Origin of the sequence: Kitasatospora sp. NPDC096204, from assembly GCF_044763205.1 — a bacterium.
GTDB lineage: Bacteria > Actinomycetota > Actinomycetes > Streptomycetales > Streptomycetaceae > Kitasatospora.
Genome location: NZ_JBIWFT010000056.1, coordinates 1 through 21874 on the forward strand (window position 1 = coordinate 1; position 21874 = coordinate 21874).

The 21874-nt window shown below is 71.6% G+C and carries 17 protein-coding genes; 5 read left to right on the plus strand and 12 right to left on the minus strand.

Translation table 11 applies throughout. The features are described 5' to 3' along the window. Nucleotides 1-989: 989 nt before the first annotated feature. The gene (locus tag ACIQ87_RS37135) at nt 990-2420 is read right to left on the minus strand and encodes a replication-relaxation family protein (protein ID WP_402415970.1); all 1431 of its coding nucleotides are present in this window, start codon (nt 2418-2420) and stop codon (nt 990-992) included. 1419 nt (nt 2421-3839) lie between these two features. Then, nucleotides 3840-4928: a hypothetical protein gene (locus ACIQ87_RS37140; protein WP_402415973.1), complete on the minus strand. Its 1089-nt coding sequence runs from the start codon at nt 4926-4928 to the stop codon at nt 3840-3842. 721 nt (nt 4929-5649) lie between these two features. On the opposite strand from ACIQ87_RS37140, the gene ACIQ87_RS37145 reads away from it, so the two are divergent. Next, entirely contained in the window at nt 5650-6129 is a 480-nt protein-coding gene (locus tag ACIQ87_RS37145; RefSeq protein WP_402415976.1) for a hypothetical protein, read from the plus strand. 66 nt (nt 6130-6195) lie between these two features. Further along, nucleotides 6196-6393, plus strand: coding sequence for a hypothetical protein (locus ACIQ87_RS37150; protein WP_043478193.1), 198 nt, complete (start codon nt 6196-6198; stop codon nt 6391-6393). A 109-nt stretch (nt 6394-6502) separates the two neighbouring features. On the opposite strand, the gene ACIQ87_RS37155 is transcribed toward ACIQ87_RS37150, so the two are convergent. Next, complete coding sequence (locus ACIQ87_RS37155; RefSeq protein WP_402415979.1) at nt 6503-7156, minus strand: hypothetical protein; 654 nt, start codon at nt 7154-7156, stop codon at nt 6503-6505. A 31-nt stretch (nt 7157-7187) separates the two neighbouring features. On the opposite strand from ACIQ87_RS37155, the gene ACIQ87_RS37160 reads away from it, so the two are divergent. Continuing rightward, nucleotides 7188-7580, plus strand: a complete 393-nt coding sequence (locus ACIQ87_RS37160; RefSeq protein ID WP_402415981.1) for a DUF4145 domain-containing protein — start codon at nt 7188-7190, stop codon at nt 7578-7580. A 202-nt stretch (nt 7581-7782) separates the two neighbouring features. After that, entirely contained in the window at nt 7783-8049 is a 267-nt protein-coding gene (locus ACIQ87_RS37165; RefSeq protein WP_360207744.1) for a hypothetical protein, read from the plus strand. A gap of 18 nt (nt 8050-8067) precedes the next feature. Here the strand turns inward: ACIQ87_RS37165 and ACIQ87_RS37170 are convergent, their stop codons facing one another. Continuing rightward, nucleotides 8068-9666 carry an ISL3 family transposase gene (locus tag ACIQ87_RS37170; RefSeq protein ID WP_402415984.1) on the minus strand — a complete coding sequence of 533 codons (1599 nt, stop codon included), beginning with the start codon at nt 9664-9666 and terminating at the stop codon, nt 8068-8070. Between the two features lie 302 nt (nt 9667-9968). On the opposite strand from ACIQ87_RS37170, the gene ACIQ87_RS37175 reads away from it, so the two are divergent. Beyond that, nucleotides 9969-10664 carry an alpha/beta hydrolase gene (locus tag ACIQ87_RS37175; RefSeq protein ID WP_402415987.1) on the plus strand — a complete coding sequence of 232 codons (696 nt, stop codon included), beginning with the start codon at nt 9969-9971 and terminating at the stop codon, nt 10662-10664. Nucleotides 10665-10827: 163 nt separating this feature from the next. Here ACIQ87_RS37175 and tpg read toward each other — a convergent pair whose 3' ends face one another. The 8 genes from tpg to ACIQ87_RS37215 form a co-directional block, all read right to left on the minus strand. After that, nucleotides 10828-11376 (minus strand): telomere-protecting terminal protein Tpg, encoded by a 549-nt coding sequence (gene tpg, locus ACIQ87_RS37180; protein WP_402415990.1) that lies wholly within the window; start codon nt 11374-11376, stop codon nt 10828-10830. A 77-nt stretch (nt 11377-11453) separates the two neighbouring features. Then, on the minus strand, nt 11454-12245 hold the full coding sequence (locus ACIQ87_RS37185) for a hypothetical protein (protein WP_402415992.1): 792 nt from the start codon (nt 12243-12245) through the stop codon (nt 11454-11456). Between the two features lie 89 nt (nt 12246-12334). Beyond that, entirely contained in the window at nt 12335-14707 is a 2373-nt protein-coding gene (gene tap / locus ACIQ87_RS37190) for a telomere-associated protein Tap (protein WP_402415995.1), read from the minus strand. 793 nt (nt 14708-15500) lie between these two features. Then, the gene (dnaB, locus tag ACIQ87_RS37195; protein ID WP_402415998.1) at nt 15501-17009 is read right to left on the minus strand and encodes a replicative DNA helicase; all 1509 of its coding nucleotides are present in this window, start codon (nt 17007-17009) and stop codon (nt 15501-15503) included. 88 nt (nt 17010-17097) lie between these two features. Beyond that, nucleotides 17098-18189, minus strand: coding sequence for a hypothetical protein (locus ACIQ87_RS37200; RefSeq protein WP_402416000.1), 1092 nt, complete (start codon nt 18187-18189; stop codon nt 17098-17100). 529 nt (nt 18190-18718) lie between these two features. Next, nucleotides 18719-19627, minus strand: a complete 909-nt coding sequence (locus ACIQ87_RS37205; protein ID WP_402416002.1) for a DUF1932 domain-containing protein — start codon at nt 19625-19627, stop codon at nt 18719-18721. Next, complete coding sequence (locus ACIQ87_RS37210; RefSeq protein WP_402416005.1) at nt 19627-20709, minus strand: HAD family hydrolase; 1083 nt, start codon at nt 20707-20709, stop codon at nt 19627-19629. Before ACIQ87_RS37210 ends, ACIQ87_RS37205 begins: the two co-directional genes overlap by 1 nt. A 101-nt stretch (nt 20710-20810) precedes the next feature. Next, nucleotides 20811-21851 (minus strand): AAA family ATPase, encoded by a 1041-nt coding sequence (locus tag ACIQ87_RS37215; protein WP_402416008.1) that lies wholly within the window; start codon nt 21849-21851, stop codon nt 20811-20813. Nucleotides 21852-21874 lie beyond the last annotated feature (23 nt).

Sequence of the window (21874 nt, forward strand, 5' to 3'; positions counted from 1 at the left end):
GGTCACTCCGCTTCGCTCCACTCCCTCCAGTGGCTGAGCTCCCATTATATTGCTGAGCTGGGATTTTGGCTGACCTCACAACAGGCTGACTAGGGGGAGGTGCGCACTGGGGGCGCGTGCGGGTCGGCTTCACTCCCCTCGGATTGGTCTAGTCCACGGTCTAGACCGGATGCCCCGGGTAGGGTGGTCGGGTGGCCGAGGCTCAGGCGTGTATCAGAGTAGCATCGTCAGGAGATCCTGCCGCAGCACGGGTGTGGGCCCGGGATAGTCGGAAATCTCAACGCTTCGGTGAATGGGTCGGAATCTGCGTTCTGATTCTATCAGTTGGACTGGCCGCGTGGCGATGGATTCGGACTTCCGGTGAAAGTGACGAGTGTTTCAGAATTGGCCTGTCCGGAATTCCTGCCGCAAGTGCGGTGCGGTCTGGGCTGTGGCGGGGCCGGGGTCGGCACCGGCGGTCGAGGGCTGACGGGCGGCCGGCTCCGGGGCGCTGACCCCGCACCACCACGCGCGGCCGGCACCAGCCGGACGCAGGAAGGAGCGGCACAGCGCAGCGCTCTGCCCGGCCTGCCAGCGCCCACCCACCATCAGGCAGGGCGCAGGTCAGGTAAGTCGGGCGGCGGGCGGCGCCCGACTTCCCGGACGGCCACCGGCCGCCCGGCCCGGCCGCCAGGCCCCAGAAGAAGAGGGCACAGCGCAGCGTCGTCGGGGCCGACGTGCGCACCCGCTCCCCACCCCACACCACCGCTTCCATCGGCAGGGTAGGGGGCGCACAGAGGTAAGTCGGCATCGGGTGGAGTGAACTAACCGGGTCTGAGCTGCGGGAATGCCACTCAGGGGGCAACAGGGGGGTGCCTCTAAACGAAACCAGAAACGAAACCAGAGAGGAAACCAGATACGCAACCAGAGACGAAACTAGATACGAAAGTGCGGCGACTGCTGGCCGTGGGAATCAACGTGCTCGCAGTCGCCGCATTTTCTGGTGTTTCTCAGCGTTTCTTTTCCTGGGCTTCTTTCGGCTTGCGTGGGCCGAATACCGTGCGGAGGAAGGATGCGTTCTCGGCGATCTGGACGCGCTCGCTGTGTTCCTTGGCGGCCTCGGTGATCTGCTGGGCCGCTTCGGCCTGCGCGGCCTGGTCGGCCTTCTGCTGGCAGAAGTGGCAGAGCTTCTCGCCGTCGGAGGAGTATCGGGGGTTCTTGTACTTGTCGGCGGTGCGGTGGCATCCGGGGCAGGCGGTGGCGAGGAGCTCGCGTTCCTGGCGGCGGCGTTCGGCGGCTTCCTGGTCGGCCTGCTGCTGGGCGCGCTGGGCTTCTTGGTGCTTGGCGTACGCCTCGGGTCCGTCGTGGTCGTCGAGGGCGGCGTGCAGGGGCTGGAGGGGGCCTCCCCGGCCGGCGCGGCGCCAGACGGCTGCGAGCGGGCCGCGTTCGATGAGCAGCTCCAGGCTGGTGAACAGGATCGGGATCGCTTCGCTGCGGTCGTAGTAGCCGTCGCCGAGGTGCCGGCCCTGCCAGTGGCGGCGGGTCATCTCGGTGAGGGCGTTCACGCGCTGGCGCAGGGCGCGCTCGCCGAGGTTGCCGAGGACGATGGCCACCGGCGGGTAGCCGGGGCGGCCGGTGTCGGGGTAGGTGCGGCGCCAGTGCGGCTCGGTCTTCTTCCACTCCAGGTAGCCGATGGTGCCGCGGGAGTGGGGGTTGGGCAGCGGGTGGCGGTGGTCGAAGAAGCCGCGGTAGTCGTCGAGCTTCTTGGCGACGATCGGGTTGGACTCGTTGTCGAGGTCGACTTCGACCAGGAGCACCGGGAGGCCGTGGTCGGGGGCGCGCAGAACGGCGTCGGCGCGGACGGTGGGCTTGTGCGGGGTGAGGTGCTGGATCTCGGTGGCCCACTGCTCGATGCGGCCGAAGCCGGGCCCGACGCCGGGGGCGGTGCGGTCGCCGTGGATGCCCTTGGGGTCGACGTTCGGGCCGGTGCCGCCGACCACGAAGCTGATGATGGTCTCGGTGACGGCCAGGGCGTGCCCGGCGGCGGAGCTGGTGCCAGCCTTGCGGGCGATGCCGCCCATGTCCCGGCCGTCGGGGAACAGCGCCTTGGCCGCCTCGCGGCCGGCGGTGGTCATGCCCCAGATGTCCCGGCCGTCCTTGCCGGTGCCGTGCTTGACGGTGATCCGCTTCTTCTCCAGATCGTTCAGCGCGGCCCTGGCGAACTTGTTCTCCAGCGCGTGGGGGCGCAGCAGTCGCCAGAGCTGGTGAGGGGTGGCGATCTTGACGACGGCGAGGGCGCGCAGGACGTCGGCGCGCAGGTCGTTGCTGGAGCCGCCGGGGTTGGCCTTGGACGCTCTGCGGGTGCGCCCTCGCGGCGTGGCGGCGGCGTCCTGGCCGTCGGGTTGGTCGGGTGTGCCCGGGGCGGGCTGACGGTCGCTCACGGCGCTCCCCCTCGCTGTCTGCGGTGCGGTGGCTGGCTGCTTTGCATACCGCACGCCGCCGACAAGTCGATCACGCCCGCATCGGCCGCCACCGACCGGCCCCGCCCGCCGCACCGGCCAGCCGCCCCCGCCCGCCGCCCCCGCCCGCAGCCCGGCCGCGGCGCGAGCACCGGGCTACGCCCCTGGGGGCCGGGGGACAGCCCGGGGGTTGGGCGAAGGGCCTGAGTGGCCCGAGCGAGACCCTGATGGAGCCGCGCCAGGCGACAGAAGGGTTGTCGGCGTTTCTGGACGGCCTGGACAAGGGGCCTGACCTATGTTGACGCCCCATCAAGGGGTGGGGTGACCGGAAGCGGTATCGGAAGCGGCACCGGAAGCGTGCTGCCGGAGTCGTCGGGGGCGGGACGGTGCGCAGCCGGGCGGGCGGGGGCGTGGGTGCGGTGCGGGCGGCGGGGAGGTACTGCGGGATGACGGCGGCCAGGCCCTCGGCGGCCTCCAGGAGGAGCGGGTCTTCGCCGGGCCGGGCGAGGAGGGCTTGGGCGAGGTGGAGCGCGGACTCGAGGACGGCGGCTGGGGTGCGGACGTGGCGCAGCGCGGCGATGGCGTCGGCGGCTTGCTCGGCGGGCCGTGGGGCGGGCTGCGGGGCGTCCGGGCGGGCTGGTGGGTCCGGGACGGCGGCCGGGGCTGCCCAGGACGGCTGTGGGCGGCCTGGGGGGCGTTGGGGGCCGAGGGCGCGGGCGGCGCCGGGGCCGAGGGCGCGCCGGGTGGACGACGGGTTGCTCACGGCGGTTCAACGAGTCCGGGGGGCGGCCCGGTGTCGGGCAGCTGCTCGCCGGGCGGTGCGTCCGGCACCGCCGGACGCACCAACACCCAACAGCCCCCGGCAGGGCGGAAGCCCCGCCGTCCGGACCGTCACCCAAACCGCACCCACCACACCACCAGCAACCGGGGAGAGGGACAGACAGAGGGGGTTGTCTGATTTTCCGGCGCGCCTGAAACCGGCTCTGAGCTGCGGAAACGCTCGTCAGTGCGCGAAGACGGCGGGGTACCTGCGGTGGTAGCTGCGGTGCTGCCTGCGGTGGTACGTGCGGTGGTAGCTGCGGTGGTACCTACGTGGCACCCGGCGCGGGGCTGGTCGACGGCCGTTGCCCGGCCCCGCAGGCCGCGGCCGGCACCGCCGGACGCGAAAAGACCAACAGCCCGCCGCAGGCACGAACCCCGAACCGACCAACCGACCACACCCACCAAGACCAGGAAGGAGAAGGGGTTGTCGGCATTTCCGGACCGCCCCACACAGGTTCTGACCTGGAGCTATACCGTGCCGGGGCGAATCGTCAGGTGCTCACAAGACACCCGGGTAGGCGCTCCACAAGGCGCCTGACAAGGTGTCCGCGAAGACGCCTCACAAGATGCATTGGCCGGTCAGCCAAGGACCGGGGCGGTGTCGGCGTCGATCAGCCCCTCCTCCAGTGCCTGGCGCGCCAGCAGGGCGGCCAGCTCGGCGGTGCCGGCGACCAGCGGGCGGCTCCGGTCGGCGGGGCCGGCGACGAAGCGGCCGTCGATCACCAGGGCCCAGCCGTCCAGGCGGGCCGCGCCGTGCTCGATCCAGGCGAGCGCCCGGCCGGCCTTGCGGACGTAGAACAGGCCCGGGGCCCGGGTCCACCCGGCCAGGTCCCAGCCCGGCTGCTGCATCAGCGTGCTGATGTTCTGGATCAGGTCGAACCGCCCGAGGCCGCGCAGGTACGGCTCCGGCGGGACGCTCGGCGGGTTGTCCGTCTGCTGGCGGGGCAGGGCAACCGGCGCGGCGGGCGGGGCAGGGGCGGCTGCGGCCGGCGCCGCGGCCGCAGGCTGCTCCTGGTCGTCGGTGTCGGTCGGGGTTTCGCCTCGCGGGGCGGAACTGTCGGGCTGGTCGTCGTCGGCCGGGGCGGTGTCGTTGTCCCAGATGTCGATCCGCTCGCGCATGCGGCGGTTGACTCGTTCGCGCTCGGTGAGGTCGGGCCAGCGGGTCTTGTCCCGGATCTCCTGGGCAGCGGAGTAGACGCGGTGGCTGTAGCCGGGCAGCCGCAGGGCCAGTTCCTTGAAGGCGGCGACCGGGTCGCCGGTCTCGGTCTCCTCCAGGAACCAGGTGAGCTTGCGGCGCAGCGCGTCGGCGAGGCCAAGGAGGTGTTGGCCGTCCTCGCCCCAGCGGTCGTCCCCGGCCGGGACGGCGGCCGCGGGTGCAGCAGGTGCAGCGCCTGCTGGTGCAGCAGGTGCAGCGTGGTCCGGTGCAGCAGCGGGGACGGGTGCAGCGGCCGGAGCGGGCAGCGGTGCAGCGGTCTCGGCTGCTGCTTCGCGGGCCTTGGCCTTGGCCCGGTCGACCTTGCTGCGGCAGGAGCGGGAGCAGTAGGTGCGTGGCCGGCCGGTGGGGCCCTTGGGCGCCGGGTTCGAGCAGCCGGGGCGGGCGCACTGCCGGGCCGGTGCCGCGCTGTCGGCCGGTTGGTCGGTGGCGGCGGTCGGCGGGGCGCTGTCCATGTCCGGGATGGTAGCCGCCGAGGTCAGCGCCCGGGTCGGGTTTCGCCCCGGCGGTCGGCGCCGGGGCGAAACCCCCCGGGCCTGGCGGGCGGGACAAGGGGGGTTCTGCAGCGCGCTCGGCCAGGTTGTCCCGGGGCGTGCTGCACTCCGGGCGGAGAGTGCAGCGGGTGCAGCACGACCTGGTGCTGCTCCCTGTCGGCGGCTCTGTCTGGGGCGCTGCACGGTGCGGCGCGGGACTGGCCGGTGCAGCACGGCGCCGGCCTTCGCCGCGGACCGCCCCGCAAGGCCAGGCTCGCCTTGGGTCTGCGCGTCCCGCAAGGACTGCTTGCGGTGCGGGTGGGCACCGTCGCGCATGCGCAACGCGGGTGCGGGACAGCTGCGCTTGCGGTGCGGGCGGTCGCCTGGCGCGGGGTGCCGGGTCCTTGGCCCTCCGGCCGGGCGATACGCGGGAGCGGGCCGGATTGCGGGTGGCTTCGCACATGCTCTGACCTGCGGTGGGGAGTTTGGGCGGGGCGAAACTCACCGCCTTGCGGGGTGCGGCGCAGCGTCGTACGAACGGCGGCCGGCGCCATGCGCAGGGTGCGGGATGCGCGTGGCGCAATGCGCAGCCGCGTACGGGCTGACCTGCGGTGGAAAGGTTGGCGGGGCGGAACTCACCGCCTTGCGGGGCGAAACCCACCGGCCTTGCGTGACCTTGACGGTGCTGGTGAGTTCTCCGGTCATGACGAACATGACCGTCCTGCCGGTGACCGCCGAGGACGAGGACCAGGAGCAGCGGGAGCAGCAGGCGGTGAACGAGGTGCTCGCCGAAGCGTCGGAGGCGGGGCGCAGGGCGGCCGAGTGGGTGCGGGAGCTCGCGGCCCGGCAGCCGGTGGCCGGGCACCGCGCGGTACTGGGGCGCGCGGCCGACGCTGTGGAGCGGGCGTCCGGGCGGGAGGTCGTTCCGGGTGGCGAGGGACAGCTGGACGAGGAGCTGGCGTACGACCTCGGCGCCGACGTCGTCGCTGGCAGCGTGGTCGCCGACGGTCTGCCCGTCTTGGTGATGGGTGAGCGGATCGCGCTGGTCGCCGTGTGCTCGGTGGCCGCGGCGATGCCCTCCTCGGTGCTGGGCGACTTCGAGAGCGAGCTGCCGGTGCTGGCCGCCGTGATGGAGGCCGCCCGCGTGCTCGGTCTGGAGGCGGCCAGCCGCGGCCCGCGCTGACTCCGTGTTCATTGGCGATCACCAGCGGGTAGGGCTGTGCCTGTCCAACGACCGGGAGGGAACGCAGTGAGCGAGAACGAGCGGCTCAAGTCGCTGATCATCAGCGCGGCGCAGGAGCTGTGGGACGACAAGGAGGCGCTGGGGAAGTTCCTCGGGGTGGTGCGGCGCGGTGACGGGTGGACGCAGCTGGCCGACGAGCTGGAGAAGAACCGGCCGGCGAACGCCACGTTCTACGGCGTGAAGAGCGCTGAGTTCCAGGCGTAGCCGTGCGGCCCGGTGGCCCGTCGCTCCCTGCCTGGGGGCGGCGGGCCACTGCTGTGACCTGCGGTGGGGAGGTTCGACGGGCGAAACTCACCGGCCCGACTGCGGCGGACTAACCGGCCGCGGTGAAGGTGAGCCCGCCGGGACCGAGCGGCCTGCGCGCACCGGCAGCGCTCTGGCGGGGGAGATCGGGCTCCGAGGACGGCGGCTCCTGGAACAGCGAGCGCTCCACCGGGAGCAGCCGTTCGCGTTCCTCGCTCGGCGGCTGGTCGGTGGAAGGCTCGGAGAAGGGCTGCCACAGGGGGCGCCGGTCGGCGGTCATGATCACCAGTCTTCCAGCTTCGTGTGCCCCCGACCATGCCGAACCCGGAGCACCGAAGGCCGCCGGCCCGGCACGATGGATACAGGCACGCGTGAGGAGACGGCGATGCGCACCGGGGACGTCGTGGTCGGCGAGACCTACATCGCGAGCATCCCCCAGCGACTCCCGGCGCCGGCGGCGGGCGCGGGCGCCGAGCAGTGGCTGGCGGACATGCAGCTGCACCTCGTCCGCGGCAAGCGCGTCACGGTGACGGTGACCGGCTTCGGCGAGGAGCCCGGCACGGTGCAGGTCAGCCGGAACGTCCCGGCCGGCAGGGTCGCGCTGCGCCTGACCGCCGAACAGGCCACCGGTCTCGACCTCGCCGAGGGCCAGGAGTACGAGATCACCGGCGTCGTCAGGGACGCGGACGGGAAGGCCATCGCGTTCCCCGGCCAGGTCGTCCACACCATCCCCGCCCGCTGGCTGCGCCCGCAGGATGAGCGGCTGGAGCTGCACCCGGACACGGCCCGCGATCTGCCGGCCGAGGCACGGGAGCGGATCGAGGCCGCCGCCGCCCAGGTCCGCAAGAGCCCGAGCGCGCAGGCTGTTCGCGCTGGAGCGCGCCCTCGCCGAGCACCTGGGCGCCAAGAAGAAGACGTTGCAGCAGCTCATCGAGCAGGCCGCCGCCACCGGCGTCATCACGGCCGACCTCGCCGACCGGCTCGACTCCGGCCGCCAGCTGCGCAACAAGCTCGCCCACGGCGAGCTGACCGGCTCCGCTCTGCCCCCGAAGTGGGCTGTGAACATGGTGCGCGCCGCCTTCGACACCGCCGAGCTGCTGTACCCGACGCCCGCCGCCGCGGCGTCCGACGCCGGAGTGGGCGAGTGATGGTCCTGTGGCTCCATACGTGAGTTGAGTTGCGACAGCACCTGTCGCCGAGCGGCGAGAGCGCTCGATGCCACGTGAGAGTGATGTCGTCGAGATTTGGTTCTGGTCCAACTTCTGTGGCGAGGTGACGGTGAGTGTTGTCGGCTGCATGTGGTTGGGTGCGCGGAGAGTTCTGCAGCCATCACCTTCGGGGGGATCGTCCATGTCGCAGTACCCTTCGCTGACCCGCGCCCTGGCGGAGGCGCTGGTGGACCTCGTCTGGTTCGTCGAGAGCGCGGACGATGATCACATGGATCAGGACGATGCGGTTAAGGCACTGGAGGGTGTCGCCGCGGTGGTGGATCGCCTGTCGGACTCCCAGCGTGGAGAGTTCCAGCAGGTGATCGAGGCAATGACCGAGGCCGAGACCGATCCCGGCCGCCGTGAATTCCTGGAAGCGTTCCCGGACGGCTTCGGACTCGTGGAGTAGCTGCCAACCGGCTCAGGTTCAGGACGCGAGGAGAACTCGCTTCCTCAGGAGCGCGAAGCCGGCGCGTCCATACATCTGCCGCTTCAGCATCTTGATCCGGTTGACGTGGCCCTCGACGACGCCCGAACTCCAGGGCAGTGTCAGGCCGGCGGTGACTGCGGCAAGGTCTCGTTCCAGGCCGTTGACGAAGGCGTGGAGACTCGGCAGGTCGTCGGCGCGGACCGCTTCGATCCACTGCGGGAGCCGGTCGCCTTGGAGCTCAGTGATCATCTTCCCGAACGCGCGGACGTGACCGGTGAGCGCGTCCAGTTCAGGGCAGTGCGCGAGCACTGATTTCAGCTTGAGTCGATCGTTCTCCGGCAGGGTGTCGGGGTGGGTCAGGATCCACCCGGCGACGGTCCGCGGCGACGGTGGTCGGGCCGCCGGTGTGGTCGGGGTGGTGCGAAAAGGCTGCAGGTAGGCACGGACGGCTCCGTAGCCGCCACGGTAGCCGTGCGTCTTGATCTCTTCCCAGAGGGTCCAGGCGTTCGTGCAGCCCTCGGCCCACCGCTCGTTCAGGTACGGCTTGAAGTCGTCAAGCTTGGTCCTGCGGTTCTGCCACTGCCCCTGGAACAGGTCTTCCGGCCTCGCGGCGTCCGCTAGGCGTTGGACGGTGCGGTAGGTCATGCCGAGCTGGCGCTGGATCGAGCGCCGGCTGTGGCCGGCGGCCAGCAGCGCGTGGACGGTGGCGTGCTTGGCGTGGGTGCGGTCGGCGAAGCGGTGCCCGGTGGGCCATGGCGAGCCGCCGGCCGCTGGCGCCGGGGCCTCTGCCTTCTCCGGGACAGAATCAGCGGTGGTCGCGCGCAGGCAGGAGCGATGACGGGAGATGCACCGCTCCGCGGCTTCGCCGAGGTTGCGCCAGAGATGGAAGCGGTCGGCGACCTGGACGGCGGTGGGTGCCCCGATACTGGCGCCCTCGGCGAAGAACGGAGCACGGTCACGGCAGACGACCTCGATCCCCGGGCGTTCGGCCAGCCAGGCCGCGACCGTACCCGCCTCGCGATCTGGCAGCAGGTCAACCGGTCGGTGGGTCTCGACGTCGACCAGGACGGTCCCGTAGACACGTCCCTTGCGCATCGCGTACTCGTCGACGCCGACCACCCGCGGGGTCCGCGGTTGGGGTTCTGGGAGCGCGTCGACCAGTCGCAGGACTGTGTTCCGGCTGACCCTCGCCCCGAAGACGTCGGCCAGGCGGGCGCCGGCGCGGCCAGCCACCGCAAGGCCGACCTCGGCCAGCGCCGACCGCATTCGCTCGGTCCGCTGGCTGTGTCGGCGGGTCAGGCCCGCGACCTGCTCGACGAACGTCCGACGCCCGCACAAGGCGTCCTCGCACGCGAACCGCCGGACACGAAGCCGCAACACCACCCGCCGTCCTGCCACGGGAAGATCGGCGGGAAACCGCAGGTAGGAGCCGTGTACCCGCCCTGACCAGCTCCCGCAGCCCGGGCAGCAAGCCTTCGCCGTCCGGGATCTGACACCGACCCGGATCACGTCGCCGTCGTCCTGCACCGACACCACCCTGATCTCCGGAGCCGACAGGAAGAGCAGCTCTTCCAGCCGGAGCAGTACCTCGCGCACAGCCCAGAACCATGAGCCCGAACGCCGTCGCCACCGGCCGTTTCCAGACGATTTCGGGGGACGTTCCGGCAAGATCAACGTCACAGGGAGTAGGCACACCACAGAAGTTGGACCAGAACCCGAGATTTGAGAGCACCTGGGTGCTTGCTTCGGGACCAGAATGGTGCATACACGACGAGGGGCCCGGGTGCTGAGGTCGATCGGATCGCCGGTGGCCGCAAGATCGAAGGGCGCGGGCTTGGCGCTGCGGCGAGCCGCTCCGACAGTCGACAGGGGCAGTCGAGGTCAACGTGGAGGTGGCGATGAGAGTCGTGTTCGTGCACGGGGCATGCGTGCGGGACGGGCCGTGGTGGTGGCACCGCACCGCCGAGCTGCTGCAGGAGCGGGGGGTGCCGAGCGTGGCCCCGGCGCTGCCGAGCTGCGGCGAGGCGGGTCTGCCCGGCGGCCTTGGCGGTCCGGGACTGCCCGAGGATGTTGCCGCGGTGCGGCAGGTGCTGCAGGCCGGCGACGAGCCGACCGTCGTGGTCGCCCACAGCTACGGCGGTGTCGTCACCGCGGAAGCCGCTGCCGGAATCGGGTCGGTACGCCACCTGCTGCTGGTCTCCAGCTACCTGCCCGAGGTCGGGCAGAGCCTGTCGGACTTCGGGGACGGCAGCCCATCCCCGGCCCTCGACATCGACTCCGACGCCGGCACGTTCGGGGTCCGCCCTGAGCTGCTCGTGGACACGTTCCTGCAGGACTGTGACCCCGAGGTCCAGGCGCAGGCGGCGGACCACCTCGCCCGGCAGAGCGTGCGGGTGACCGGGCAGCCGGTCGGGGCGGCCGCATGGCAGCGACTGCCCTCGACGTACCTCGTCTGCGCCCAGGACCGGGGCACCCCGCCGCGGCTGCAGCGCGGGTTCGCCCGTCGGGCCGGCAGCGTCGTCGAGCTCGACGCCGGCCACCACCCGTTCCTGTCCCGGCCTGCAGCGGTCCGGGACCTGCTGCTGAGCCTGTGACGACAGCCGCGGACTGCGACTCATCGGCCTCGGCGGTGTGGTCGAAGCGATCACTCATTTCGTTCTCCGAATTTCGTCGGCGTTTTCTGTTCGGGTCGCGCAAATAGAAAGTCCCGGCCGCTTGAGAGCGGCCGGGACGGTGTTTTTGGCGACACGGAGGGGGTCAGAGTTCGATGTCCATCCAGTTGAGGCTGTTGAGCTCGACCTTCGAGACGCCGCGGGCGCGGTGGCCGTTGTCCTTGAAGTAGTGCTCGCGCAGGGCGTTGGCGAGCAGCTCTTCCTGTTCGGCTTCGGTGGCTCCGGCGTCGCGCAGCTCGTAGAGGGCCTGGGCGACGCTGCCGGGCATCTTGAGGTTCTCCAGGACCCGGTCGCGGGGGTCGTCGGTGGAGCCGGCGGAGGAGGTGAAGCCGAAGGCGCCGCTGATGTGGAGGGTGAAGCCGTTCTTCTCGGCGGCCTTGCGGGTGCGGTCCTTCACCCTCGGCTGCCACTTCGCCCGGACCTGCTGCTCGACCTTCTTCGCGGCGGCGGGCTTGGGGGTGCCCTGGCCCTTGAGCCAGCGCTGCACGGTGCGCTGGCTGACGCCGAGGTCCTGGGCGAGCTGCTTGGTGGAGCCCTTGGCGCCCTTGAGGAGGAAGCGCATCCGGGCGGCGGTGGACTGCGGGATCGGGCGGGTGCGCTCGGCGCGCTCCAGGCCCTCGTCGATCTCCCCCATCGAGGTCTCCTTCCGTGGAGGGTGGCAGTGCGGTGGTGGGCGGCCTGCCCGGCGGCCAGCGCCGGGCAGGCCAAGGGTCAGCGGGTCCAGCCGATGTGGGTGAGGCGGTGGCCCTGGTCCTCGAGGTCGTGGCGGTGGACGGCCTCCTCCCGGGCGTACACCAACGGCAGCACCAGGTCGTCGCCCTGGTCGCTGGTGGACACCTGGGCCCAGACGGTGCCCTGGTCGTCCAGCAGCACCGCGGCGTGCTCGCTGCTCGGCGCGGTGGCCGGGGGCACGAGGCCGGCCTGCTCGGCCGCCTGCAGCCAGGTGCCGGCCTTCTCGGTCAGCTCAGCCCGGATCTCCGGCTTCAGGCGGATCCAGGCGGCCTGGCCCGTCCTGGTGCGGTTCCAGTAGGCGACGGCGAGCTGCTCGGCGCGCGCGTGGATGGTGTCGGCGGCCGGGGCCGGCGGCTCCCGCCTGGCGGTGGCGGCCTGGGTGAGGTCGAGCTCCAAAGTCAGGTGGTAGAAGAAGCCCTCCCGGCTCTGGACGGTAATGCCCTGCACGGGCAGCGACTCGGGCAGCGGCTCGGGCAAGCGGGGAAGGACGGGGACGTCCTCGTCGGGAAGCGCGACCACGAACGCGGGGTGGTTGAGGATCGCCGCGGCCACCGCCTCCGTCGGGATCGGCTCGGTCATGGGGGCGTCGGTGAGGGGCGAAGTGCTGTTCAGCCTGATCCGGTAGGCCGTGCCGCCGGTAGTGGTGAACAGGACGGTGTCGCCGGGTCCGGCGGTGGTGGTGGCGATGTGCGGGCTACTGCGCAAGGCGTCGGCGATGCGTTCGGCGTCGGGGTCGACGGCGAGCTGCCCGGCCTGCGGGTCCTGGTCCATGCGGTCCCTCCCTGGTGTTCCGGCCGCCGGTCGGCAGCCGCTGCTGATGGCCACGGCCGGCCGGACCTCGTGGCCCGGCCGCACGGGTGCTACTCGTCGTCGGAAACGACGCCGCCCGGCTTGATGTTGCTGGCCGGGTTCGCCCCGTCCGCGAGCAGTTCGACGATCTCCGCGATCGACCGGGAGCCCTCGAACTTCACGTGCCCGGGGCTGACGCCGAGGCGCAGCGCGGTGGTAAGGGTGCCGTCCGGGCGGGTGAGAACGTCGAGCGCGCCGGAGCCGGGGGAGGCGAAGACCGCGCAGTCGGACAGCACCGCGACCGGGCGCAGGCCCGTCTCGCTGTGCATCTTGCGCAGCTTGCGGTGCAGGTTGACGGTGGCGGTGTCGATGACCAGCGCGCGGGTCAGCGGCTCCCAGGTCGGCCGCTCCAGGGCTGCCCAGGGCTCGCCCGGCTTGTAGTTGCGCTGGCCCCTGGGGCGCTGGCGGAAGGCGCCGATGGTCGACTTCGCGGTCTGCTTGATCGCGGCCAGGACAGCCAGCTCGGCCGGGTCGCCGATGGTCTTGAGGTTGGCCATCGCGTCGAGGAACGCGGCCGGGTCGCGGTCGGCCAGGTCGAGCGGGATGCCGAGAGCAGCCATGGTGTCGACGTACGCCTGGCGCAGCCGCTTGTGCCACGGGTCGAGGTAGGGCCCGTGCTCGTGCCGCAGCCACCCCTCCAGCGGCTGGACGGTGGCGCCGAGCTCGACCGCGTACGCCACCTTCACCGTGGAGTACCAGGCGGGGCCGGTGGGCCGCTCGCCGTCCTGGGAGAACGGCGAGGGCAGCAGCGGGTCCGTCTCCACGTGGGAGAGGTCGACCAGCCAGGAGCCGGGGATCTTCTTGTCGAAGACCGGGTTGAGCTCGTGCACTGCGTCGGAAAGGGGCAGGGAGAGGCGGCCCGCCGCCGCCAGGAAGGCGGTGTTGACGTCCAGGCCCACCGCGAACGGTGCCGCGGCCTCTTCGGCGGTGAGCTCGCGGAACCAGTCCCATGCCTCGGTGACCAGCTCCCCGTCGGCCGCGCGGCCCTGGGCGAGCGGGTGGATCGAGGGCACCTCCGGCGGCGCCGGCTCCAGTGCCCGCTGCCGGGAGCCCTCCACCGGCCCGGACTTCCAGCCGGCCTCGGTGCGCACCGCCATGGTCGGCGGGCGCAGCGCGGTGACCAGCTCCAGGCCGCTGGAGGCGGTGGAGCCGCGCGGGGTGAGCACCCGCTTCGCGTAGGTGCCGAGCAGACGGGCCAGGTCAGCCGCGTCGAGGCCGTCTGGGATGCTCCAGCCGCCGGAGCCCAGGGCGTGCCAGGCCGGGATGCACAGCTGGACGCACTGGCGCTTTCCGTCCTCGGGGGTGCGGTAGATCCGCGCCCACGGGCCGAGACCGCGCTGGGTCAGCAGCCACCCCGCCTTCTCCAGGGCCTTCACGGCCTTGTGGGTCTTCGGCAGCTGGCCGAGCCGGGGGACGTACTCGGTCTTCTCGTCGCGGCCGAGCGGCGGAAGGCCGATCTCGGCCAGCGCGGCGTCGGTGAGCACGACCAGGGCGTCGCCGTCCCGGCCGTGCCGGTGCAGCCGGGGCGAGCCCAGTTTGATCTGCAGCGCCCACTCGACCACGGCGGCGAGCGTGCGTACCGCCGGCGCCGTCTCCGCCACGGTGCCGTCGGCCAGGTAGGCCAGCAGCGCCTTGCCGTCGGGGGCGACGTCCAGCACCGCGAGCGGACCTGCCGGGAACCGCGCGGCGGCCGCGGTCTCCCAGTCCGCCGGCCCGGCATCGGCGGCCGCCGTCTTCGCCGGGGCCTTGCGCGCCCGAAACGACGTCGCCGTACGGCGCGGCGCGGCGGCCGGGCCGGTCGCAGGGGCGGCCTGGCGGGGCGCAGCGACCGGAGCGACCGAGGCCGTCGGCTCCGGCGCCGCCGCGGCGGCCGGGCCGACGGGGGCGGGCTGCTGCTGGACGGCCGGGGCGGCGGAGGGGCGGCAGAACCCGCCCAGGTGCATCGGGTGGCCCTGGGCGCGGTAGACCGACGGCTGCCCGCACTGCACACACGGCGCGGGCGCCGCCATCAGCAGCGAGCCGTCCGGGTTCTGGTCCAGCATCACCGGCTGCGCGGTCGACGCGGCCGGGGCCGGCTGTTCGGCCACCGGGACGGCGGCGAACGCCTCCGGCACCACGGCCGCCACCGGCGGCTGGGGCGCGGGGAAGCGGGCGGCCAGGCCACGCAGCAGCCGAGCGTAGTCACCGCGCTGCGGCGGCCGCGGGTCGCTGCGCCCGGTCTCCCAGGCCCAGATCGTCTCCTCCCTCACCCCGACCCGCTCGGCCACCCGGCCCCGGGTCAGCTTCGCCGCCAGGCGCAGCCGCTTGCGCTCGGCCGGCGGCGGGAGCTCCTCCTCGTCGATCTCCGCGAGCAGCGCGTCGATCGGGTCCATCCCCTCGGTCATGTCGTACCTCCTGTCACCCATCGTAGTGCAGTTTCTAAGTCTGGATCTAATGTTTTGCTAACCCGCGAGGATGGTTCCGAGCCGCTCGGATTGACCAGGGGGTCTACTCACCAGCCGGACGGGGGTCTCCCCACCACGCGGACGGGGGGTCTCCCCATGAGCCGGACACCCTTAAGAGAAGTAGTGAGAGAACGCGTCGAGCCCCTCCCGGACGCCGAAGGCCACCTACAGGTGGTCGTCGCGCGCGAGGCCGACGGCGTCGTGGCCGGCTCGTTCCGGCGGCAGGGGTGGCCGCACCACGCGGACGGGGGTGGCCGCACCAGGCGGACACCATTTAAGAGAAGTGGTCAGAGAAGTAAACGCGCCCTCCCGGACGCCGAAGGCCACCTACAGGTGGTCTTCGCGCGCGACGCGCGAGCCCGGCCGCCTCGCCGCGGACCCGGCGAGGCGGCCGCCGCAGACCCCTTCGAACACCCCCGCCGAACGGAGGGGGGTGGCAGCACCGGTGCTGCCACCCTGGCAGCGTGGGTGCTGCTCTATATCCAGAACCCTGTCCAGAACCCGGTCGCTGCGCTTCTCCCGGACGGCCGTAGGCCCCTGACGGGTGGCTTCGCGCGCGAGCACGCGCGAGGCGCCCCCGCCGCCCGGGCGGCCGTTTTCGAACAGCCGTCCCGGGCGAGGCTCTAGATCGTCTCCTGGCGGCCGATCTTGGCCCCGGACGGAGCGGCGGAGCCGGGGAGGGGGTTCGGGCCGCCAGAGGGCCGTCAGGCCCCTTCCCGGGGCCATCTGGTGATCAGGCCACGTCGCGGGTCATGTCGACGAAGCGGCTGTAGTGGAGCTGCGCGGCCAGCGTGATCGTCGCGGTCGGGCCGTTGCGGTGCTTGCCGACGATCAGGTCGACCTCGCCCGCGCGGGGGTGCTCCTTCTCGTAGGCGTCGGGGCGGTGCAGCAGGATGATGATGTCGGCGTCCTGCTCCAGCGAGCCGGATTCGCGCAGGTCGGCGACCATCGGGGTCTTGTCAGTGCGCATCTCGGGGCCGCGGTTGAGCTGGGCCAGGATGATGATCGGAATGCCGAGCTCCTTGGCCAGCAGCTTGATCGAGCGGCTGATGTCGGAGACCTCCTGCTGGCGGTTGTCGTCACCGCGCCGCTTGGTGCCGGCGGTGATGAGCTGGACGTAGTCGATGATGATCAGCGACAGCGCCGGCACGCGGTGCTTGAGCCGGCGGCACTTGGCCTGGATCTCGGGCAGCGACTGGGCGGACTCGTTGATGTAGAGCGGGGCCTCGCCGTAACGCGGGGCCGCGACGGCCAGGCGCTGCCAGGCGGCGTCGTCCAGCGTTCCGGCCCGCAGGTGGTGCAGCCCGACCTTGCCCTCCGCCGACAGGGCCCGCATGTTCAGCTCGTCGACCGACATCTCCAGCGTGATGAACGCGGCCGGCAGCCCGGCGCCCTCGATCAGCTGGTCCGCCGAGTTGCGCGGCATGGTGCAGGCCCGCGCGAAATCCATGGCCACCGTCGACTTCCCGTGGCCCGGCCGTCCCGCGACGATGATCACCTGTCCGGGCTGCCAGCCCTGGGTGAGCGCGTCCAGGTCGGCGAACCCGGTCGGCACGCCGGTGATGCCCTCGCGGGTGCCGGCGGCCTCGATGTTGTCGAGGGTGGTGCCGACTGTGTCGCGCGGCAGCACGAAGTCGTCCTCCCTGCCGCGGGTCTCCACCACGGCCGCGATCTCGGCGGCAGCGCCGGCGGCAATCTCGTCGATCTCGCCCTCACCGGCGTAGCCCATGCCGACGATCCGGGTGCCGGCCTCCACCAGGCGGCGCAGCACGGCCTGCTCGCGCACGCCCTCGGCGTAGTACTCGGCGTTCGCCGCGGTGGGCACCGAGTTGACCAGGGTGTGCAGGTAGCCGGCGCCGCCGACGCGCTCCAGCTCCCCGAGCTTGCCGAGCTCGCGGGCGACGGTGATCGGGTCGGCCGGCTCCTTGCGCTTGTGCAGGTCGAGGATCGCGCGGTGGATCGTCTGGTGCGCCGGGCGGTAGTAGTCGTCCGGGCTGAGCACGTTGGAGACGTCGATGATGGCCGACGCCGCCAGCAGCATGCCGCCGAGGACGGACTGCTCCGCCACCAGGTCCTTCTCCCGGCCGCCCGGCGGCACCCGCTCGAAGCCGGTCTCGGCCTGCTCCGGCTTCGCCTTGCGACGCCGGGCCTTCGGCGACGTTTCCTCGGCCGGCGGCTCGGTGTCGGCCCAGTCGATCTCGTCCGGGGTGTGCTGGGTGGGTACGCTCGCGGTGGATTCCACGGGTTCACTCCTGGGGTTCGGACACGGCCGCCGGGGCCTGGCAAGGTTCTTCCGGCGGCCGTGTCGTGCTGTCGAGGGTCGGGCAGGGTCAGATGTTCGGCTTGCGAAGCGAGGCCAGCAGGTTGGCCACCTCGGCCGGAGCCGGGACCGGCTTGAAGTCCGGGTCCGCCTTCGGCAGCCGCGGCGGCCGGGACTCCCCACCGCTCTGCGACGGGATGCCCGACGTGCCCAGCACGATCTCCGCCAGCGGCAGGTTCGGGATCCGGTCCCGCTCCAGGATCGAGCCGTGGTTCTTGATGCCGCCCGGGTTCTTGGTCAGCTGCTCCATCAGCAGCCGCCGCGTGCGGTCGTCCAGCTCGGTCACCCTCGGCCAGCCCTGATCGGCCATCGCCTCCAGGAGCGCCGGGGCGAGGGTCTTCGCCTTCGCCCTGCCCACCGACCACGGAGACGGGAGCAGCTGGAGCAGCCGGACGGCGGCCGCGGTTTCCTCGGGGTCGAAGACCACCACCTCCTCCTCCCCCGGCGAAGCCGGCCTGAGACCGGAGGTGTCCGTGAGGGGGTTGGGGGAGGAGGTAGTTACCTCCTCCTGGAGGTGTGGAACCACGTTGGAAATCGCAGTGTCGGCCTGACCTGCACAGACGTTGGATTCCAACGCGTTGGAATCCAACGGGTGAGTCTCCGACGCGTTGGAAATCGCAGTGTTGGCCTGACCTGCACAGACGTTGGAAATCGCAGGGTGAGTACCGGGCCGCCCGGACTCATGCGTTGGATTCCGCACCATCGGGTTGACCTGGGACGATGCCTCGGCGCTCTGGGCGCCCCTGGTGACGTAGGCGGAGTTGTTCGCCGGGTTCCGGTAGACCATGAACTTCCACTTCGGGCGCCGGGCCACCTCGTCGTAGCCGTCCCGCACGTGGCTGACGTGGCCGGCCTTCTGGAGGCGACTCATCACCCCGCGCAGACGGCTCTCGCCCATCTTCCAGCCGGTCGCCTGGAACTCCGCGGCCAGCGCGGGCATGCCGGACGGCTGGCCCGGGTCCCGCAGCAACAGCCGGATCAGCACGCCGTAGTCCTCGGGCTGGAGGCCGGGCGAGTACGCCAGGGCGTAGGGGACGACAACTTCCTCGGGCGGCTCCCAGGCCCGCACGATCGAGGAGCCGGTGAACTCGGAGTCGGACATCTTCACTGGGGCACCTCCGATCCGGTGTTGATGGTGAACCTGGCCTGGGCGGCCGGGCAGGGGCGAGAGAGATTTCGGGTCACGCGCATAGAGGCCGAAGAAGCGGACTCGGTGTGACGCGGGATCGAGTGGCGTGCATCACTCGACCGGGTGGGCTGGGTGAACATGCAGCCAGTCATGACAGTGCGAGCCTGTGGACAGAGTTCGCCCGCTGCGGGCGGGAGTCTGCGGGTGGCAGGACGGCCGAGCGACTGGGAGGAACGGGAGGGGCGGGCCGGGGAGACACGGTTCCGCCGCAGGGTGACGGGGTGGAGCAACGGGGGGCGCTACCTCTCTAAGGGGCGCCGCCACCGGCCGGACTCCAGGGGTAGCCCGAGCGGGCGAGAGACGGGTGTCTCTCGCCGGATCCCGGGTACACCTGGTACCGTCGGCAACGACTGAGTAGACAGCTGAGCAGCCCCACAGACGCCAATCTTGGGCTGCTTTTGCTGTTTCTGGACTTCGGTGGCGCCCAGTGCAGGCGCCTGGATCAGCCTATTCGTCTCCCTGATTCCTCGGACCGTTCGGGTTCCGCGTGTCGGCTGGACGACTCAGCCTCCACACGGAGTAGTTCGTCCAGTGCCTGGTCGGCCGACAGCTTGGTGTCCTTGGCGTCGGCCCACTGGCTGAGCGTGGATGCGGCCGCGCGGAGCAAGCCGTTCGGAAGGCCGGCGGCGGCCATCGTGTCCGCTGCTTCCTCCAGCTCGGGGCCCCACCGCCACGCTCGGGCAGCCGTTTTGCCGATGTAGTCCGTCTCCGTCAGGTACGAGCCGGCCCGTTGGCCGGCGACATCGAGCAGCGCCTGGTCGACGCCGTGCTCCCGGGCGAGGCCGTAGGACAGCGCGGCCAACATTCGGGACGCCTTCTGAAAAGCCGCGTAGGACACCTTCAGCGCGCTGGCCTGCCCGATCTCCTCGCCCAGCATGTGGGTCGACACCGTGGTGCCGGAGAAGAGCCGCTCGACCAACCTGACCTCGTCCACCGGCCCGGAGAGGTACAGCCGGGGCCGCTTCGTACCGACCGGCGGCGAGCCGACCACCGCGCCGTCGACCACCGCGCGGGCCGTCTCGCCGAGCAACTGCGCGATCCGCGCCGCCCGCTGCGGACTGATCGCGTTCGCTTCCACGTACAGGCCGGTGAAGTTGAGCTCTGCCACCTCTCGCGCGACATCCTCCGCCGCGGCCGGCGGGCACAGGCTCAGCACCACGTCCGCCCGTCCCACCAGGTCGTCGAGCGAGGGTACCGCCGTTAGCCCGAACTGCTCCGCCCTGGCCGCCGTCGCGGAGCTACGCCCCTGCGGGCACCACAGCACCTGGCCGCTGTTCACGAGGGCGCGCGCCGCGACGGCCGCGCCCATACTGCCGGGGTGCAGGATGCCGACCGTGATCTGCCGATCCATCACCGGGTGCCTCCGCGGATGTGGTCCAGGGCGTCCGGGACGTCCCGTGCGATGTAGTCGGGCTCCTCGCCCCCGGGCCACGACCGGCCGTGGGAGACCCAGACGGTGCGCAGACCGGCCGCGCGGCCGCCGAGGACGTCCAACTCGGCGTTGTCCCCGATCATCCACCCACCTTGGGCAAGGTCCCGGCCGACGCTGGCCGCCGCGGCCTCGAAGATCCGGGCTTGCGGCTTCCGGGCACCGACCTCCTCGGAGATGCACACGGCATCGACCACACCGGCGATGCCGGACGCGGCCAGTTTCGCGTGCTGGATCTGGGCGCCGCCGTTGGTGACGACGACGACCTGGTGGCCGGCCTCCCGTACGGCGGCCAGGGCCTCGAACACACCGGGAAACGGCGTCACCGCCGCTGCGAGCTCCGGTTCGTACCGCGACCAGAGTTCGCCGGCCGACTCCGGGAGGCCGAGCTTGGCGCACAGACCCTCGATCACGTCCAGGTCCGCCCGGATCCGCATGGCATCGAGCATCCGCTGCTCGACCCCCGGACCCAGGCCGTGCCCCACGCAGTACCTGGTCACCCAGGCCGTCACCGCGGCGAGCCGGTCGATCAGCGTGTCGTCGAAGTCCACGAGCACCAGCTCGCTGGACAGCGCTTGACGGATCTGCGCGGCCGCTGCCTCGGGCGCGACCTCGTCCGTATGGATGGTTAGGTCGAACTGGAAGTGCGGGTTGGCCGTGAGGTCAGTCTCGGTAGCGTCCCATGCAGCCAGCCGCGCGGGGGTGTCGATGTCGCCCCGGCTGGCCGACCGGGCTGCGGTCGTCTCCCGCGGGCACCACAGCAGGACGGTCAGCCAGCGTCCCGGGTAGCCGTCGAGCACGGCCCGCACCCCGTCGACCTGGCCCAGGTGCATCACCGGCACGCCGGCCGCGAACGCAGCATCCAGACCGGGTCGGTCCGTTACGTACGTGCTGCCGTACCGGCTGTTCTCGTAGACCACTGCGCCTGGTGTCGCCCGCAGCTGGGCCAGCTGTTCGGGGGTGCCCATCCGGTAGCCGGCGGACCGGCCGGGCCCGACTTTCACCCGAGGGAACAGAGTGAACGTGGGATCGAGCGCGGCCAAGGCGCGCGTGACAGTGTCCTTGCCGGAGGCTGGCGGCCCGTAGAGGATCACTCCTTGGGGGCTCATGAGCGTGCCGCCCCGAGCGCCAGCCGCGCCCGGTCTGCCATCGCCACCGCGGCGCCGTACCGGTTGTCCACTACCAGGTGGTCGACGACTGGCCGGAGCTCCACGTTTAGGCCGGCGACGTACTCCGCCCAGTTGTCCAACTTCCAGGTGTCGCGAGCGGCCGATCGGTAGCTGATGTAGTCCCTCATCGAATCGACGTCGCATCGCACCCACACCGGTGCCACCGTCACTCCGCGGGCTTCGCAGCGGCTTTCAAGGCGCCTCATCCAGCCCTCGTCGCTGAGTTCGGCGATGAGAGGCGCGGTGACGATCGACGAGATCCCACAGTCGATGTTCGCGTTGACCGCCGCCATCAGCGATTCGTATTCCAGCGGCCGGACCTTCGAACGGTAGGTCTCGGTGTGCCGGTCGTTGCGGTTCGATCCGAGAGCGACCAGAAGCGACTCCACCAACGGGCGGCACATCGGGTCCTTATCCAAGAGCGGCCACCCGCTGATCTCGGAGAGAAAGCGGGCGAGCTCGGTCTTCCCCGATCCCGCGTAGCCGCCGACCAGGACCAACGTGGGCTTGTGCGGGTCTCCACCAGTGTGGCGGCGTCGCCAGGCATCCATGATCCGCTGCGAGATGTCGAAGTGATTGGCGCTGTCTGTGCCGGGCGCGATCTGGAGAAGAGCGCGTTCAACGGCGAGGACGTGTGCCCCCGTGTGCTGGTCGCTCGACGGTGTCAGCCCGAGCTTGCTCGGCTCTTCGCCGGGCAGAGGGCTGCGGAACCCCAGCTCCCAGTCCGTGGCGCCGTAGAGCAAGCAGTACGCCCGTTGGTAGGCCACGCCCGGGTAGACCTCGCCCTGCTCGTGCTGCCACAGGGTCTGCGGATGTGCGGCCGGCACGTCCTTCAACCGTGCGGTGTTGGCGACCTTGCGCAGCTTGTCGCCAGCCTGCTCAAGCGTCAGGCCATGGGCTTCACGCTGCTCTCGCAGCCTGTCAGGGCGCCACCCCGGACGTGCCTTTGCCATGGCCTCTACCTCGGCTTTCGTCATATTCGGGAGCCTATGGTTCAAGC

Coding starts and splice junctions, on each gene's coding strand:
- ACIQ87_RS37165 (WP_360207744.1), top strand. CDS start 7,783: ATGTCGCAGTACCCTTCGCTGACCCGCGCCCTGGCGGAGGCGCTGGTG.
- tpg (WP_402415990.1), bottom strand. CDS start 11,376: ATGGGGGAGATCGACGAGGGCCTGGAGCGCGCCGAGCGCACCCGCCCG.
- ACIQ87_RS37160 (WP_402415981.1), top strand. CDS start 7,188: ATGAGCGGCTGGAGCTGCACCCGGACACGGCCCGCGATCTGCCGGCCG.
- ACIQ87_RS37140 (WP_402415973.1), bottom strand. CDS start 4,928: ATGGACAGCGCCCCGCCGACCGCCGCCACCGACCAACCGGCCGACAGC.
- tap (WP_402415995.1), bottom strand. CDS start 14,707: ATGACCGAGGGGATGGACCCGATCGACGCGCTGCTCGCGGAGATCGAC.
- ACIQ87_RS37205 (WP_402416002.1), bottom strand. CDS start 19,627: ATGGATCGGCAGATCACGGTCGGCATCCTGCACCCCGGCAGTATGGGC.
- ACIQ87_RS37175 (WP_402415987.1), top strand. CDS start 9,969: ATGAGAGTCGTGTTCGTGCACGGGGCATGCGTGCGGGACGGGCCGTGG.
- ACIQ87_RS37200 (WP_402416000.1), bottom strand. CDS start 18,189: ATGTCCGACTCCGAGTTCACCGGCTCCTCGATCGTGCGGGCCTGGGAG.
- ACIQ87_RS37145 (WP_402415976.1), top strand. CDS start 5,650: ATGACGAACATGACCGTCCTGCCGGTGACCGCCGAGGACGAGGACCAG.
- ACIQ87_RS37185 (WP_402415992.1), bottom strand. CDS start 12,245: ATGGACCAGGACCCGCAGGCCGGGCAGCTCGCCGTCGACCCCGACGCC.
- ACIQ87_RS37215 (WP_402416008.1), bottom strand. CDS start 21,851: ATGACGAAAGCCGAGGTAGAGGCCATGGCAAAGGCACGTCCGGGGTGG.